This window comes from Arminella tubonensis (assembly GCF_003240585.1).
In the GTDB taxonomy this organism is placed as follows: domain Bacteria; phylum Pseudomonadota; class Alphaproteobacteria; order Rhizobiales; family Rhizobiaceae; genus Rhizobium; species Rhizobium tubonense.
Window position 1 is genome coordinate 43,136 of record NZ_PCDP01000039.1, and the last position, 14,841, is coordinate 57,976.

At 61.1% G+C, this 14,841-nt stretch carries 12 protein-coding genes; 11 read left to right on the forward strand and 1 reads right to left on the reverse strand.

Features of this window, described 5'->3' with window-relative positions; genetic code table 11:
- Positions 1 to 318: 318 nt before the first annotated feature.
- Together CPY51_RS19975 and CPY51_RS19980 are read left to right on the forward strand one after the other, a co-directional pair.
- A complete protein-coding gene (locus CPY51_RS19975; RefSeq protein WP_111162063.1) occupies positions 319 to 960 on the forward strand; it encodes a DUF47 domain-containing protein in 642 nt (213 codons plus the stop codon).
- Entirely contained in the window at positions 960 to 1,967 is a 1,008-nt protein-coding gene (locus CPY51_RS19980; RefSeq protein ID WP_111161992.1) for an inorganic phosphate transporter, read from the forward strand. Before CPY51_RS19975 ends, CPY51_RS19980 begins: the two co-directional genes overlap by 1 nt.
- Positions 1,968 to 1,972: 5 nt before the next feature.
- Here the strand turns inward: CPY51_RS19980 and CPY51_RS19985 are convergent, their stop codons facing one another.
- A complete protein-coding gene (locus CPY51_RS19985) occupies positions 1,973 to 2,716 on the reverse strand; it encodes a GntR family transcriptional regulator (RefSeq protein ID WP_111161993.1) in 744 nt (247 codons plus the stop codon).
- Between the two features lie 294 nt (positions 2,717 to 3,010).
- On the opposite strand from CPY51_RS19985, the gene CPY51_RS19990 reads away from it, so the two are divergent.
- From CPY51_RS19990 to CPY51_RS20030, 9 genes are all read left to right on the forward strand, one after another.
- On the forward strand, positions 3,011 to 4,138 hold the full coding sequence (locus tag CPY51_RS19990) for a BMP family ABC transporter substrate-binding protein (protein WP_111161994.1): 1,128 nt from the start codon (positions 3,011 to 3,013) through the stop codon (positions 4,136 to 4,138).
- An 18-nt stretch (positions 4,139 to 4,156) separates the two neighbouring features.
- A complete protein-coding gene (locus CPY51_RS19995; protein ID WP_111161995.1) occupies positions 4,157 to 5,293 on the forward strand; it encodes an ABC transporter permease in 1,137 nt (378 codons plus the stop codon).
- Positions 5,293 to 6,219, forward strand: a complete 927-nt coding sequence (locus tag CPY51_RS20000; RefSeq protein ID WP_111161996.1) for an ABC transporter permease — start codon at positions 5,293 to 5,295, stop codon at positions 6,217 to 6,219. Before CPY51_RS19995 ends, CPY51_RS20000 begins: the two co-directional genes overlap by 1 nt.
- A 12-nt stretch (positions 6,220 to 6,231) precedes the next feature.
- Entirely contained in the window at positions 6,232 to 6,933 is a 702-nt protein-coding gene (gene biuH / locus CPY51_RS20005) for a biuret amidohydrolase (protein WP_111161997.1), read from the forward strand.
- Complete coding sequence (locus tag CPY51_RS20010) at positions 6,930 to 8,480, forward strand: ABC transporter ATP-binding protein (protein ID WP_111161998.1); 1,551 nt, start codon at positions 6,930 to 6,932, stop codon at positions 8,478 to 8,480. Before biuH ends, CPY51_RS20010 begins: the two co-directional genes overlap by 4 nt.
- Positions 8,480 to 9,148 (forward strand): cysteine hydrolase family protein, encoded by a 669-nt coding sequence (locus CPY51_RS20015; RefSeq protein ID WP_111161999.1) that lies wholly within the window; start codon positions 8,480 to 8,482, stop codon positions 9,146 to 9,148. The genes CPY51_RS20010 and CPY51_RS20015 overlap by 1 nt, the downstream gene beginning before the upstream one ends.
- Positions 9,141 to 9,494 carry a cupin domain-containing protein gene (locus tag CPY51_RS20020; protein WP_111162000.1) on the forward strand — a complete coding sequence of 118 codons (354 nt, stop codon included), beginning with the start codon at positions 9,141 to 9,143 and terminating at the stop codon, positions 9,492 to 9,494. The genes CPY51_RS20015 and CPY51_RS20020 overlap by 8 nt, the downstream gene beginning before the upstream one ends.
- On the forward strand, positions 9,491 to 11,299 hold the full coding sequence (atzF, locus tag CPY51_RS20025) for an allophanate hydrolase (RefSeq protein WP_111162001.1): 1,809 nt from the start codon (positions 9,491 to 9,493) through the stop codon (positions 11,297 to 11,299). Before CPY51_RS20020 ends, atzF begins: the two co-directional genes overlap by 4 nt.
- A gap of 273 nt (positions 11,300 to 11,572) precedes the next feature.
- On the forward strand, positions 11,573 to 14,833 hold the full coding sequence (locus tag CPY51_RS20030) for a GH36-type glycosyl hydrolase domain-containing protein (protein ID WP_111162002.1): 3,261 nt from the start codon (positions 11,573 to 11,575) through the stop codon (positions 14,831 to 14,833).
- Positions 14,834 to 14,841 lie beyond the last annotated feature (8 nt).

The following is a 14,841-nucleotide window of genomic DNA, read 5'->3' on the forward strand; positions in this document are numbered from 1 at the left end:
AACCGCCGCGGCACTCGATACGCGGCTTCCCCTGCACTGGATAGCTGGGAGGAATTATGAGGAGCCAATTGTGGTGCCGCGATCATCTTGCGGCACCACGCTCGACGCAATCTTGAAGAGACTTGGACGGGTGCGGGCTCACTGCGGACCGACCTTCGCCGCTTGCACCGGACCCAGACCGTGGCAGCCACCCATGCTTTCCAGATAAACAAAATTGGCTCAACCCTTTTCCATCAATGCTGAATGGCCCGGATGCCGCTTTCATTCCTCGCCACTGTCGAATATGACGCATTTGTGACAATGCATGGATGGTTTGTGATGCTCGGTTGGTTCAGGAAGCTTTTGCCCCGCGAAGATAAGTTTTTCGAGCTCTTCGAGAAACATTCGCGGACCGTGGTTGGCGCGGCGGAGGCGCTGGAAGTGTTGCTTTCGGGCCGTGAGACGGAGCGTCATTGCAGCCGCATTGTCGAGCTTGAGAACGATGCCGACGACATTACGCGAGAAGTGCTGCTCGCGGTGCGCCGGAGCTTCATCACGCCGTTCGATCGCGGCGACATCAAGGATCTCATCATGTCGATGGACGATGCCATCGACATGATGCACAAGACGGTCAAGACGATCCGCCTTTTCGAGCAGAGCAGTTTCGAGCCGGGAATGCAGGAGATGGGCGCCGTCATCGTCCAGGCGGCGAAGCTTGTTGCGGAAGCCATTCCGCTTCTCAATCGCATGGGGCCAAATTCCGCCCGGCTCAGCGCCATCGCGGAAGAAGTAGTGCGTGTGGAGGGGCGGGCCGACGAACTGCACGACCTAGGGCTGAAGGACCTGTTCCGGCGCTACGGGAAAAGCGATCCGATGGCCTATATCATCGGCAGTGAAATATATGGCGAGCTTGAAAAGGTGGTCGACCGGTTCGAAGACGTCGCCAATGAAATCAGCGGCATCGTGATCGAGAACGTCTGATGGAGGCCACCCTCGCCTTTCCGCTGCTGGCGGGCCTCGTTGCGATTGCGCTGTTCTTCGATTTTCTGAACGGGCTTCACGATGCGGCCAACTCCATCGCGACAATCGTCTCGACCCGGGTTCTTCGTCCGCAATATGCGGTTCTCTGGGCTGCCTTCTTCAATTTCATCGCGTTTCTGTTCTTTGGGCTACACGTCGCCGAAACACTCGGAACCGGGATCATCAATTCGGCGATCGTAACCCCTCAGGTCGTGTTCGCTGCGTTGATGGGGGCGATCGTCTGGAATATTGTCACCTGGGTGTTCGGTATCCCGTCCAGTTCATCGCACGCGCTCATCGGCGGATTGGTCGGCGCCGGGCTTGCCAAGACCGGCTTCAGCGCCATCGTCTGGTCCGGCCTGCTGAAGACGGTCGGAGCGATTGTGATGTCGCCGCTGCTGGGTTTCATCCTCGCCCTTTTCCTTGTGTTGCTGGTATCCTGGATCTTCGTGCGTCAGACGCCTTTTGCCGTCGACAGCACGTTCCGCATCCTGCAATTCGTCTCGGCCTCGCTATACTCTCTGGGTCACGGCGGCAACGACGCCCAAAAGACAATGGGCATCATCGCTGTCCTTCTCTATTCGCAGGGCAGGATCGGCCCCGAATTCCACGTTCCTCTGTGGGTGGTGTTGTCCTGCCAGTCCGCGATGGCGCTCGGAACCCTGTTCGGCGGCTGGCGGATCGTCCACACGATGGGATCGAAGATCACCCGGCTGAACCCGATGCAGGGCTTTTGCGCGGAGACAGGCGGAGCCCTGACGCTGTTTGCGGCAACCTGGCTCGGCATCCCCGTCTCGACCACCCACACCATTACCGGAGCGATAATCGGCGTCGGCGCCGCGCGCCGCGTTTCCGCGGTAAGGTGGGGCCTTGCCGGCAACATCGTCATAGCCTGGATCGTCACCCTACCGGCAGCGGCAGTGGTTTCCGCCCTGGTCTATTTTGCAGTGGGCCTTTTTGCCCACTAAACGCCTTATGTTTCCTTGCCCCGCGGTGTTATTTCATCCTCGCCTATCGAGGCGAAGACGGCGCTTGCGTCGCTGACGATTGCGACATGGGCGTAGGCGGCGCGGCCCGCCCCTTCGCCATCGGCGCGCATGATCGCGGTCACGATGCCGGCATGTTCGTCATAGGATTTTGCAAGGCGTCCGGGCAGCCTGAACTGGGCGCGCCGGAATGGCGCAAGCCGTGCGCGGGTCTGCGTTACGAGATCGCAAATATGGTCGTTGTGGGCGCCGCGATAGAGCCGGGTGTGGAATTCCATGTTGTATGCGGCATAGTTTTCTTCGTCGCCGGAATGCACCAGCTTCATCGAGGCTCGATGGCCGTTTTCCAGCGCGCGGCGCTCCTCGATCGTCATCCGCTCGGCGCAAAGCCGGGCGCAGATACCCTCAAGCTCTGCCATGGCCTCGAACATCGAAGAGAGATATTTGCCCGTCACATTGGTGACGACAGCGCTACGGTTCGGTTCGCGCCCGACCAACCCCATGGTGCAGAGCTGGCGGAGCGCTTCCCGCACGGGTGTTCTCGAAACCTCGAAGCGGACAGCGAGCGAGAGCTCGTCGAGGCGCTCGCCCGGCTGCATCTCTCCGGTAACGATAAGATCCGCGACCGCTCGTACGACCTGCTCGACGGTCGTTCCAGCCCGGATGATCTGTTTTCGCCTGACGTGTTTCACGCTCGAATCTAACGCTCTTATTATTGCATACACATGCATGCGGACATCGAAGATGTCAAATTCACGTCAGTAGAGACGATTTCTGCCTTCGAAGCCGCCAATTCAACCTCCTCGCCCAAAATTCAGATCGCGACATAGTGGCATAACTGCACATTATTTATTTGCTGCTTCTATTTTCAGCATTCTGGCCGAAAAAGTGCATGCACTTTTGCCGCCTAGCGAGTGATATATCACTAACTCTTTTATTCTCAGAGGCTTAAGAACTGGCACGGTCATTGCATACACTTTCTTGTAGGATTTCAAACCGGCTATCGCCACCTGAGGAGCATTCCGATGACCAAACTCCTTTCTATGACCCGCCGCTCTTTTCTGCAGACCTCTGCCGCTGGCGCTGCTGCAGGGCTCGCGCCCTCTTTCCTCTCTACGGGCGCATTTGCGCAGTCAGCGTTGACCGTCGGTTTCATCTATGTCGGCCCCAAGGACGACTACGGTTATAACCAGTCGCATGCCGAGGGCGCGGCGGTCGTCAAGGCGATGGCGGGCGTTACCGTCGTTGAGGAGGAGAAGGTCCCGGAAACTGTCGACGTTCAGAAGACCATGGAATCCATGATCAATCTCGACGGCGCCACGCTGATCTTCCCGACATCCTTCGGCTACTTCGACCCCCATATGCTGGCGATGGCCGCCAAATATCCCGACATCCAGTTCCGCCACTGCGGCGGCCTCTGGCAGAAGGACAAGAACCCGATGAATACCGGCTCCTATTTCGGCTACATCGGACAAGGACAATATCTGAACGGCGTCACTGCAGGCTATGCGAGCAAGAGCAAGAAGATCGGCTTCATTGCAGCCAAGCCCATTCCGCAGGTGCTGCAGAACATCAATTCCTTCCTGCTGGGCGCCAGCTCCGTCGACCCCGCCATCACATGCCAGGTGATCTTCACCGGCGAGTGGTCACTAGCCGTCAAGGAGGCGGAGGCCACCAACGCGCTGATCGATCAGGGCGCCGACGTCATTACCTGCCATGTCGACAGCCCGAAGGTCGTGGTCGAGACAGCCGCCGGACGCGGCGCCTTCATCTGCGGCTACCATGCCAATCAGAGCCCGCTTGCTCCGGAAAAATACCTGACCGGCGCCGAATGGGCGTGGGGCAACGTCTATTCGAACTTCATCAAACAGGCGCAAGCCGGCGAAAAGCTTCCGAATTTCGTGCGCGGCGGCCTTAAGGACGGCTTCGTCAAGATGAGCCCGCTCGGTCCTGGTGTCTCAGCGGAGGCGGCCAAGAAATTCGAGGCGACCAAGGCCGAGATGATGGCCGGCAGCTTCTCCGTCTTCAAAGGACCGATGAAGGACAACAAGGGCAAGCAGATCGTCGATGCGGGCAAGAGCTACGCCGAAGATGCGATCGAGCTGGAGAGCATGGATTATCTCGTCGAGGGTGTTGTCGGTTCGACGGCTTGAACAAGCGGGGAGAGCGTCATGACGATCGAGGCAGACAATTCCGCAGTATCGGCGATAGGCGAAACCAACTGGCAGACATCACTGCGACCGACGCTGGAGTGGGCGGCGCGGCGGGCGGAACCGGTTGCTATCGGTCTTGGTGCAATCCTGGTCGGACTGGCGCTCTTTTCCCTCTTCATCCTGGCGGTCGGCAAGTCCCCGGCCGACCTCTTCCGGTTCATGTACCAAGGTGGGTTCGGTAGCTGGTTCTCCATTCAGAACAGCCTCAGCCGGGCCGCGCCACTCCTGTTGACGGCGCTCTGCGTCGCCTTACCGGCACGCCTCGGCCTGGTGGTCATCGGCGGCGAAGGCGCCGTCGTGCTTGGCGGCGTGGCGGCGGCGGCAATCGCGTTGCCACTGGTGAACGGGGCGCCCCCTCTCCTGATGCTTCTCGCAATGGCGATCACTTCCATGGTTGTGGGCGCCGCTTGGATCGGCTTTGTCGGCTTCCTCCGGCATTATCGCGGCGTCAACGAAACCATTGCCTCGCTGCTAATGGCCTACATTGCCATCGCATTGATGAACCAGTTCATCGAAGGCGCGCTCCGTGACCCGGCAAGTCTCAACAAGCCCTCGACAATGCCGCTTCCCGCTGCGGACAGGCTGGGTAACATTCCGGGCATGGACGTGCACTGGGGCCTCGTCATCGGCATCGTCGCGTGCATTCTCTCCTGGGTCCTGATCGAGATCACCAGCTATGGCTTTGCTGCCCGCATCGCCGGCGGCAATGTCCGCGCCGCACAAATCCAGGGCCTCCCGGTTGGTCGACTGATCGTCGGATTCACCGGCATCGCCGGAAGCTTCGCAGGCCTTGCGGGCATGATCGAAGTGGCGGCAGTCCAGGGGAGCGCCAATGCCTCGCTCGCCGCCGGCTATGGCTACACCGGCATCCTCGTTGCCTTCCTCGCTCGCCACAATCCGCTGGCGATCATTCCCGTCGCCATTCTGCTCGGCGGCATCAACGCCTCCGGCGGTCTCATCCAGCGCCGCATGGGACTGCCCGACGCCACCGTGCTCGTGCTGCAGGGTACGCTCTTCGTGATCATCCTGTTTTCGGAAACGTTCTACGGCCGCTTCAAGATATTCAATCCCGATCTTTGGAAGAGGAGCGCCTGATGGAATCGACAGCAATAGGCCTCTGGGGCGTGCCGCTTGCCATTCTCGCCGGCGCTATCAGGGTCTCCACCCCCTTCATCTTCGTCAGTCTGGGCGAAACCATCACCGAACGCTCGGGCCGCATCAATCTCGGTCTCGAGGGGACCCTCGTCTTCGGCGCGATGACCGCTTATGCGGTCGCGGTCATGACCGGTTCGCCCTGGCTCGGCGTGCTTGCCGCTATGGCGACTGGCGCGGTATTCGGCACCATTCACGGCTGGATCTGCAAGTGGCCGAAGGTCAACGACATCGCGATCGGTATCGCCATGATGCAGTTTGGCCTTGGGCTGGCATTCTTCCTCGGCAAGGCCTTCATCAAGCCGGCAGCACCTCATCTTCCGTCCATCCCGTTCGGCGCATGGTCCAGCTACCCGCAGATACAGGCAGCGCTGAACATCAACGTCCTCTTCATCATCGGTGCTGTGCTGGCAGTCCTGCTTTGGTGGGCTTTCCGCAACACCAGAATGGGGCTGATCCTGCGCGTCGTCGGCGACAGCACGGATGCTGCCCGTGCCATAGGTATCAACCCGGATCGGATCAGGCTGCTGGCGACCGCGGTCGGCGGATCGCTTGCGGCGGTCGGCGGAGCCTATCTCTCACTTTATTATCCCGGCTCCTGGAATGAGGGCATCTCCTCCGGCCAGGGGCTGATGGCGGTGGCGCTTGTCATATTCGCGCGCTGGAACCCGATCGGCTGCTTTCTCGCCGCCTTGCTGTTCGGCGGCGCCGGCGCCCTTGGCCCGGCCCTGCAATCGGTAGGCGTCTCGGAAGGCTACTACCTGTTTTACGCTGCACCTTACGTGATGACGCTCGTCATCATGATCATCACCTCATCGCCGACGCGCTCGCTTTCCGGCGCGCCGGGCGCACTTTCGATCACCAAATAGGAGATGGACTCCATGGATGCGATGGCAACCACCAAGAGACATTATATCACCGCCGACCCCTATCCATGGCCCTATAATGGCGACCTCCGGCCGGACAACACGGCGCTGATTGTCATCGACATGCAAACCGATTTCTGCGGCCCCGGCGGATACGTGGATCACATGGGCTACGATCTGTCGCTGGTGCGTGCGCCGATCGAACCGATCAGGTCGGTGCTCGCGGCGATGCGTGCCAAGGGCTATCACATCATCCACACACGGGAAGGCCATCGCCCTGATCTGGCCGACCTGCCGGCGAACAAGCACTGGCGTTCGCAGCGGATCAATGCCGGCATCGGCGATCCCGGCCCATGCGGCCGCATCCTGATACGTGGAGAGCCCGGCTGGGACATCATCGACGAACTGAAGCCGCTGGAGGGCGAGACGATCATCGACAAGCCCGGCAAGGGTTCCTTCTGTGCGACGGATCTCGAGTTGATCCTCAACCAGAAGCGTATCGAGAATATCATTTTGACCGGCATCACGACGGACGTCTGCGTCCATACCACCATGCGCGAGGCCAACGATCGTGGCTTCGAATGCCTGCTGCTTGAGGATTGCTGCGGCGCGACCGATTACGGCAACCATTTGGCCGCCATCAAGATGGTGAAGATGCAGGGCGGCGTCTTCGGCTCCGTTTCGAACTCGACCTCGCTCGTGGGCCAATTGCCATGATGCTGGTCACCGACACACCCCTGCCCCAGCCGGGCGCTGCCGTCGGCGTCCAGACGCTCGACATGACCATGAAGTTCGGCAGCTTCACCGCACTCGATCATGTCTCGATCAATATTCCCGCCGGCTCGTTTCATGCGCTTCTGGGAGAAAACGGCGCCGGAAAGTCGACGCTGGTCAAATGCATCATGGGTTTCTATCACCAGACCTCCGGGTCGCTCTCGGTCGACGGTCGCGAGGTGTCCATCGCCTCGCCGAAGGACGCAGCCACCTATGGCCTGGGGATGGTCTATCAGCAATTCACCCTTGTGCCGTCGTTGACCGGCGCGGAGAACTTGGTCATCAGCCGAACGGAAGTGCCGGCCGTGATCAACTGGGCAAAGGAGCGCAAGGCGCTTGCCGCCTTCATGGAGCGCATGCCCTTCCAGATTCCGCTCGACCGCCCGGTCAGCCATCTTGCGGCCGGCGAAAAACAGAAGCTGGAAATCGTCAAGCAGCTCTATCTCGGACGCAGCTTCCTGGTGCTCGACGAACCGACGTCGGTGCTGACGCCCGCCGAGGCCGACGAGATGCTGGGCCTGGTGCGCGGCATGACTGAGCGCGGCGAACTTACCGTCTTGATGATCTCGCACAAATTCCACGAGGTGACCAAATTTGCCGATGCCGTGACCATCCTCAGACGTGGCAAGCTGGTCGGCGGCGGTAAGGTTGGCCAGCTTTCGACCAGCGAGATGGCGTCGATGATGATCGGCGATGTCAAACTTGCGGAGCTGGATACGAGGCTGCCGGTCGAGAGAGACGCCAAGCCGGTGCTCGCGCTTCGGCAGATCAAGGCGCCGGATCGCTCGGGCCTGAAAATGATCGATATCGAAGACCTGACGGTGCGGGCGGGAGAGATCGTCGGCATCGCCGGCATTTCCGGCAACGGCCAGAAGGAATTGATCGAGATTCTTGCCGGCCAGCGGCCTGCGAACTCGGGCACAATCAGCGTCAACGGCGCCGACTATCGCGCGACCCGCGAGGAGACAAGAAAGCACCATGTCCGCTTCATCCCGGAAGAGCCGTTGCAGAATGCCTGCGCGCCCAAGATGACGGTGACGGAGAACCTCTCCTTCCGCACCTTCGATCTCAAGGAGAGCGGGGCCGACGCGATCTGGTTGAACATGGGGGGCATGCGCAAACGCGCCTCGGCTCTGATCGCGGATTTCAAGGTGAAGACTGCCTCGCCCTCCTCGCCGATCGCGGCGCTCTCCGGCGGCAACGTGCAACGTGCCGTACTCGCACGCGAACTGACCGGCGAGGTCGATCTGCTGATCGTCTCCAATCCCTGTTTCGGGCTCGATTTCTCGGCAGTGGCTGAAATCCGCGCACGGATCATGCGGGCCCGCAATGCCGGCGCCGCCGTCCTTCTTCTATCCGAGGACCTCGACGAACTGCTCGAAATGTCGGACCGGATCATGGTGATCTCGGAGGGCCGGCTCGTCTACGAAACGCCGGCACTTGCGGCCGATATAGCCGTCATCGGCGCGCATATGGCGGGGCATCACTGATGGCGGAGATCAAGGCCCAACCCTTCGCATTTCCGCTGCGGCAAGACGCCATCGCGCTCATCGTCATCGACATGCAGCGCGATTTTGCCGAGCCCGGTGGCTTCGGGGCCAGCCTCGGCAACGACGTCAGCCGCATCACGCGCATCGTGCCGGAGGTGAAGCGGCTGCTCGACGGCTTTCGTGTCGCCGGATTGCCGGTCATCCACACGATGGAGTGCCACCGGCCCGATCTTTCCGACCTGCCGCCCGCCAAGCAAAACCGCGGCAGTCCGGCGCTGCGCATCGGCGACGTAGGGCCGATGGGTCGCGTGCTGATCGCGGGCGAACCGGGAACCGCGATCCTCCCGGAGCTTGCACCGATCGACGGCGAGGTCGTCATCGAGAAGCCCGGCAAGGGGGCATTCTACGCCACGCCGCTTAGCGATATACTGAAGAGCCACGGCATCACGCAGCTGGTATTTGCGGGCGTCACGACGGAAGTCTGCGTTCAGACGACCATGCGCGAGGCGAACGACCGGGGCTACGAATGCATCCTCGCAGAGGAAGCGACGGAGAGCTATTTCCCGGAGTTCAAAGAAGCCGCCATCGCGATGATCCGCGCCCAGGGCGCGATCGTCGGCTGGACGGCACATATTGATGATATTTTGAAAGGAATGGACCGTGCCTGAGACGACACGCGAACATCTGACCGCCGAGGGGTGGCGCCACCTCGAATTTGGGTCCTTCCGGCCGGGCGTGACAATCCACTGGATCCGCCAATTCGAAGGTGACCAGCCAGGTGTGGCGCTATTGAAATACGACGCTGGCGCTTCGGTCCCTCTTCATCTGCACCAGGGACTTGAGACCATCCTCGTCCTTGACGGCACGCAATCGGACGAGACGGGCGATTACGGCAAAGGCAGCTATCTGGTGAACGCGCCGGGCACCGAACATTCCGTCTGGAGCGACACCGGCTGCGTAGTACTCATCCAATGGGACAGGCCGGTGAAGATCCTCGAAGAGGAAGCAGCATGACCGACGGACAGGCTTTCGACATCGCATCCCTGCACGCCGCCTATGGCAATGGATGGACCCTGGTGGACATGATCGACACGGTGTTCGCCCGCATCGCCGCCGTCGACGACCCCGGCATTTTCCTGCATCTGGCGGAAAAGGCGAGCCTGATCGCCGAAACTGAAACGCTCGGGCCGTTCGATCCTCTGTCGAAGTCGCTCTGGGGCGTTCCCTTCGCGGTTAAAGACAACATCGATGTCGCGGGAATGCCGACCACGGCCGCCTGCCCCGACTTTTCCTATTTGCCGCAAGCGGATGCCACCGTGGTCCGACTATTGCGACAGGCCGGTGCGATCGTTATCGGCAAAACCAATCTCGACCAGTTCGCCACCGGCCTCGTCGGCGTCCGCACGCCTTATGCCGTTCCCCGCAATGCTGTCGACGCGACATTGGTCCCTGGCGGATCGAGCTCCGGCTCGGCAGTCGCAACCGCCCACGGGATCGTCAGCTTTGCACTTGGAACCGACACAGCGGGGTCCGGTCGCATTCCGGCTGGGTTGAACAACATCGTCGGCCTGAAACCCAGTCTCGGTGCGCTGTCGACGACCGGCGTCATTCCCGCCTGCCGCACACTCGATTGCGTCTCCATCTTCGCGCTGACGGTGGATGATGCATGGTCGGTCTTTTCAGTGGCGGCCAACGCCGACCCGACCGATAGCTATTCGAGAACCGTGGATGTGTCAGGCTCCGCTGCCGCGCCGCCAGCGCTGACCATCGGCATTCCGGCCAGAACCGATCTTGAATTCTTCGGCGACAACCAGATGGAGGCCGCCTACTCCGCAGCCTTAGAGACGTTGACAAAGCTTGGCCATAAGCTGGTCGAACTGCCGTTTGGCGATTTCTACAAGGTGGCAGACCTGCTCTATGAAGGCGCCTGGGTCGCCGAGCGCTATGCTGCGGTAAAGCCATTCTTCGACGAAAAGGAAGCAAGCTTCCATCTGGTCACCCGGAAGATCTACGGTGGGGCAAAAGCTCTGTCAGCGGCGGATGCCTTCAATGGGCTCTACGCCTTGCAGGCGCTGAAACGCAAGCTTGCCCCGCTGATCGCCTCGGTCGATCTCATCTGCGTTCCGACGGCCCCGACACACTATACTGTCGCCGACCTTGCGGCGGAGCCGATCCGGGAGAACTCGCGCCTCGGCACCTACACCAATTTCGTCAACCTTCTCGATATGTGCGGCATCGCTGTTCCGACCGGAATGCGCCAGGACGGCCTCCCGGCAAGCGTGACCCTGCTTGCGCCGTTCGGTTGCGATGAGCTGACGGCGGCGCTCGCACGTGATCTGCATCGAGCCACCCACCTTTCGCTCGGGGCTACCGGTTGGCCCCAGCCCGCGCCAGCAGCAATCCCTGCGCGGACGAAAGGCGATCGCATCAATCTCGTTGTCGTTGGCGCCCATCTGTCCGGGATGCCGCTGAACGGGCAGCTCAAGACACTCGGGGCCCAGTTCCTGAAAGCCATACGGACGACTGCTTCCTATCGCCTCTACGCCCTTGCCGGCCAAACCCCGGCCAAGCCGGGCCTTATCCGCGTCGACGACGGCAAGGGTGCGGAGATCGCCGTCGAGGTCTGGCAATTGACGCCGGCTGCCTTCGGTCAGTTCGTCGCAGCCATCCCTGCCCCGCTGGGTATCGGCACCATTACCCTTGCCGACGGAAGCGCCGCAAAGGGCTTCCTGGTGGAATCAGCGGGCTTGGAGGGCGCGCGTGATATCACAGGCTATGGAGGTTGGCGGGCCTATGTTGAAAGCCTCGTGGCGGCATAGGAACGACGCGTCTTTCGCCCGCACCACCTCAGCCCGCCTTTGTGGCTCTGCGTCGATTTTCGCTGTCCATAAACATCGACCGTCTCGTCAGTGCCAAGGCATTTTGCGGCATACCGCCAGCCACCAATCACTCGGCGGTCGTCGGGGCGCCGGACAATTCATCGAATATGAACTCCGGAATTTGCCGGTCCTGCTCACCCGCGTGACATCCTATGATCGGGCGCCCTCATATGCTCTAGTACCAGCCAACGTGAATCAACGGGGATGTCAGCCATGTCTTCCGAACCCAATCGCCACTTCCAGACCCCCCGCCGCGAAAATCTCGGCCTGCTTTCGATTGCCAATGATACCGGGCTATCGATAACAGTGTTGCCGAACGGCACGCTCTTTGCGATCGAGCATGGCGATCAGCACGGCACCGTCATGATCAACCAGGTATTGGGGTCGCCCGTCTACGGCGGGATAGGACGGCTCTATCTTAGGATCGGTGGCTCCGAGCCGCTTGTCAGCGAGATTGTCGGCCCGAGGGCGAAGGTGGATTTTGGCCATGGTGCGACCAGCTTCTCGTGGAGTGGAGAAACGCAGGGCGTTCGGCATAGCGTGCGGTTGCAACTGCATCCGACCGAGCCGATATGGTTCTGGCGAGTATCGCTGGAGAACAGAACGACGGAGGCTATTTCCGCCGACCTTGTGCTGCTTCAGGATATCGGTCTTGGCGACCAGGGTTTCCTGATGGGAAGCGAGGCCTATGCCTCGCAATATGTCGACCACCACATGGCCCTTCATCCGGCGTTCGGCCCCGTCGTCATGAACCGGCAAAACCTCAAACAGAGCGGCGCGCGAAACCCCTGGCTCGCGCAGGGTTGCATCGAAGGCGCGGCTGCCTATTCAACGGATGCCATCCAGCTTGTGAGCCTTGCAGCCAGCGATGGCCAGCTGGTGCCCGATTTTGGCTCCAGTCTGCCAAGTGCGCGGCGGCAGCATGAGTTGGCGTGCCCTACGATCCAGTCGATGCCGCTTTCCTTGCAACCGGGCGCACCCAGCAAGGTGACATTCTTCGGCCTGCCCGTCCTCGACCATCCCGAGGCATCGAGCGATGCCGACCTGTCTCGCCTCGATCTAGTGTCCCATTTCGCCGACGAACTGAACGATGCCGACATTGCCGAGAATACACCGGTTCGCGGTCTGCTGCAGGATGCGCCTCTCGCAGCGGCCCTATCGCCCGACGGGGCGACAATCGCCCGTCTCTACCCCGAGCGGGAACTGGAAGAGCGTGTCGACGGCCAGCTGCTTTCCTTCTTCGTGCGAGATGGTTTTCAAAACCGCCATGTCGTATTGCTTGAAAAGGAACGCGCCGTCGCGCGGCGTCATGGCGCGTTGGTGCGCAGCGGCGGTAACATGATGCCGGACAACCACACGCTGGCTGCGACCTGCTGGATGCAGGGAATATTCGCCGCGCAGCTGACGATCGGTAATACCTCGTTCCACAAACTGTTCTCGGTATCGCGCGATCCCTACAACCTGACGCGGTCAAGCGGCCTGCGCATTCTGGTCGACGCAGGTCAAGGCTGGCAGCTGCTGGGCGTTCCCTCTATTTTCGAAATGGGGCTCAGTGACTGCCGCTGGCTCTACCGGCTCGCCGATCGGACAATTGCCGTGACATCGGTCGCCTCGGGCGAGGACCCGGCAATGCAGTGGACCATCGCTGTCGATGGCGCTCCCTGCCACTTTCTGGTTTTCGGCCACATCGTACTCGGCGAGCGCGAGTTCGAGACGAGCGGCAGGATAGAGTTCGACGCCGCGCGTAAGCGCATCTCATTCCGGCCGGATCCCGGCTGGCTCTGGGGCGAACGCTTTCCCGACGCCGCCTATCATCTGGTCACCTCCACTCCTGATGCCATCGAGGCCATCGGCGGGGATGAACTTCTCTATGGCGATGGTATCGCGCGTAGCGGCGCGTTTGTCGCGTTCAAGTCCAACCCTGCAAACAGGCTTAGCTTCGCCGTCGTGGGTTCGATGACAGACGCGTCCGAGGGCGAGCGGCTCGCGGAGCGCTATGAAAGCGGCGTGAAGGAAGAGCTTATGATGGCGTCGGCAACACGCTTCTGGCGCCATGTCACGCGCAGTCTCGAGCTTGACGGCAAGGGCGCGGACATCGCCGCACAGGCGACCATTTTGCCTTGGTTTGCCCACGACGCAATCGTGCACCTCAGCGTACCGCACGGTCTCGAGCAATATACCGGTGCTGCATGGGGCACACGCGATGCTTGCCAGGGACCGGTCGAATTCCTGCTCGCCTATGAGCATGACGCCGAGGTGAAACAGCTTCTGGCGATTGTCTTTGCCGAGCAGTATCGGGACCGGGGCGACTGGCCGCAGTGGTTCATGCTGGAGCCCTATTCGAATATTCGGTCGAGCGAAAGCCATGGCGATATTGTCGTCTGGCCGCTGAAAGCGCTCTGCGACTATATCGAAGCAACGGGCGATTTCGCCTTCCTGGACGAGGCAGCATCGTGGCGTGACGACGAGACGACTGAGAAAACGCCGGAAACCGCGACGATTGCCGCACATGTCGAGAAGCTGCTGGAGACCGTGCGCGACCGGTTCATTCCCGGCACCAGCCTTATCCGTTACGGCGAAGGAGACTGGAACGACTCCCTTCAGCCCGCAGATCCTCATTTGCGCGACTGGATGGTTAGCAGCTGGACTGTCGCGCTGCTTTATGAGCAGATTGTCCGCTACTCCGCGATCATGGACCATCGGGGAGAGGCGGCCGAGGCAAAGGCGCTTGCCGAGAGCGCGGAGGCGATGCGGGCGGATTTCAACCGGTTCCTCGTTCGCGACGGGATCGTCGCCGGCTACGGTCTCTTCGATCCCGGCCATGACGACGTCGAACTCCTGCTTCACCCCGAGGATCACCGGACCGGCCTCCACTACTCGTTGATCTCGATGACGCAGGCGATGCTCGGCGGGCTTTTCACGCCCGAGCAGAGACGTGATCACATGAAGCTCATCAACGACAATCTGCTGTTTCCCGATGGCGTCAGGCTGATGGAAAGGCCGGCACGATATTCCGGCGGACCCGAGACGCTTTTCCGGCGGGCAGAATCGTCATCCTTCTTCGGTCGCGAAATCGGGCTGATGTATGTGCACGCGCATCTGCGTTATTGCGAGGCGCTGGCGATCGATGGCGACGCGGAAGCGGTCTGGAAGGCGCTGTCGCTGGCCAACCCGATCGCCGTGTCCGACCGGCTGCTTAACGCCTCGCTTCGCCAGCGCAACACTTATTTCAGCAGCAGCGACGCCGCCTTCCATGATCGTTATCAGGCGGCAGCCGAGTGGGGCCGCGTTAAATCGGGCGATGTCGCGGTCGACGGCGGCTGGCGCATTTATTCGAGCGGGCCGGGCCTTTACGCCAGGAGCTTTCTGCACAACGTCCTCGGTTTCAAGCGGAAGCTCGGCACACGTCTGCGCCAGCCGCTGCTGCCGGCGGGTCATAAGGCGACCGAGGTTACGCTCGACTTCGACGCGTAACCTCGGCT

Coding starts and splice junctions, on each gene's coding strand:
- CPY51_RS19975 (WP_111162063.1), top strand. CDS start 319: ATGCTCGGTTGGTTCAGGAAGCTTTTGCCCCGCGAAGATAAGTTTTTC.
- CPY51_RS19980 (WP_111161992.1), top strand. CDS start 960: ATGGAGGCCACCCTCGCCTTTCCGCTGCTGGCGGGCCTCGTTGCGATT.
- CPY51_RS19985 (WP_111161993.1), bottom strand. CDS start 2,716: ATGCATGTGTATGCAATAATAAGAGCGTTAGATTCGAGCGTGAAACAC.
- CPY51_RS19990 (WP_111161994.1), top strand. CDS start 3,011: ATGACCAAACTCCTTTCTATGACCCGCCGCTCTTTTCTGCAGACCTCT.
- CPY51_RS19995 (WP_111161995.1), top strand. CDS start 4,157: ATGACGATCGAGGCAGACAATTCCGCAGTATCGGCGATAGGCGAAACC.
- CPY51_RS20000 (WP_111161996.1), top strand. CDS start 5,293: ATGGAATCGACAGCAATAGGCCTCTGGGGCGTGCCGCTTGCCATTCTC.
- biuH (WP_111161997.1), top strand. CDS start 6,232: ATGGATGCGATGGCAACCACCAAGAGACATTATATCACCGCCGACCCC.
- CPY51_RS20010 (WP_111161998.1), top strand. CDS start 6,930: ATGATGCTGGTCACCGACACACCCCTGCCCCAGCCGGGCGCTGCCGTC.
- CPY51_RS20015 (WP_111161999.1), top strand. CDS start 8,480: ATGGCGGAGATCAAGGCCCAACCCTTCGCATTTCCGCTGCGGCAAGAC.
- atzF (WP_111162001.1), top strand. CDS start 9,491: ATGACCGACGGACAGGCTTTCGACATCGCATCCCTGCACGCCGCCTAT.
- CPY51_RS20030 (WP_111162002.1), top strand. CDS start 11,573: ATGTCTTCCGAACCCAATCGCCACTTCCAGACCCCCCGCCGCGAAAAT.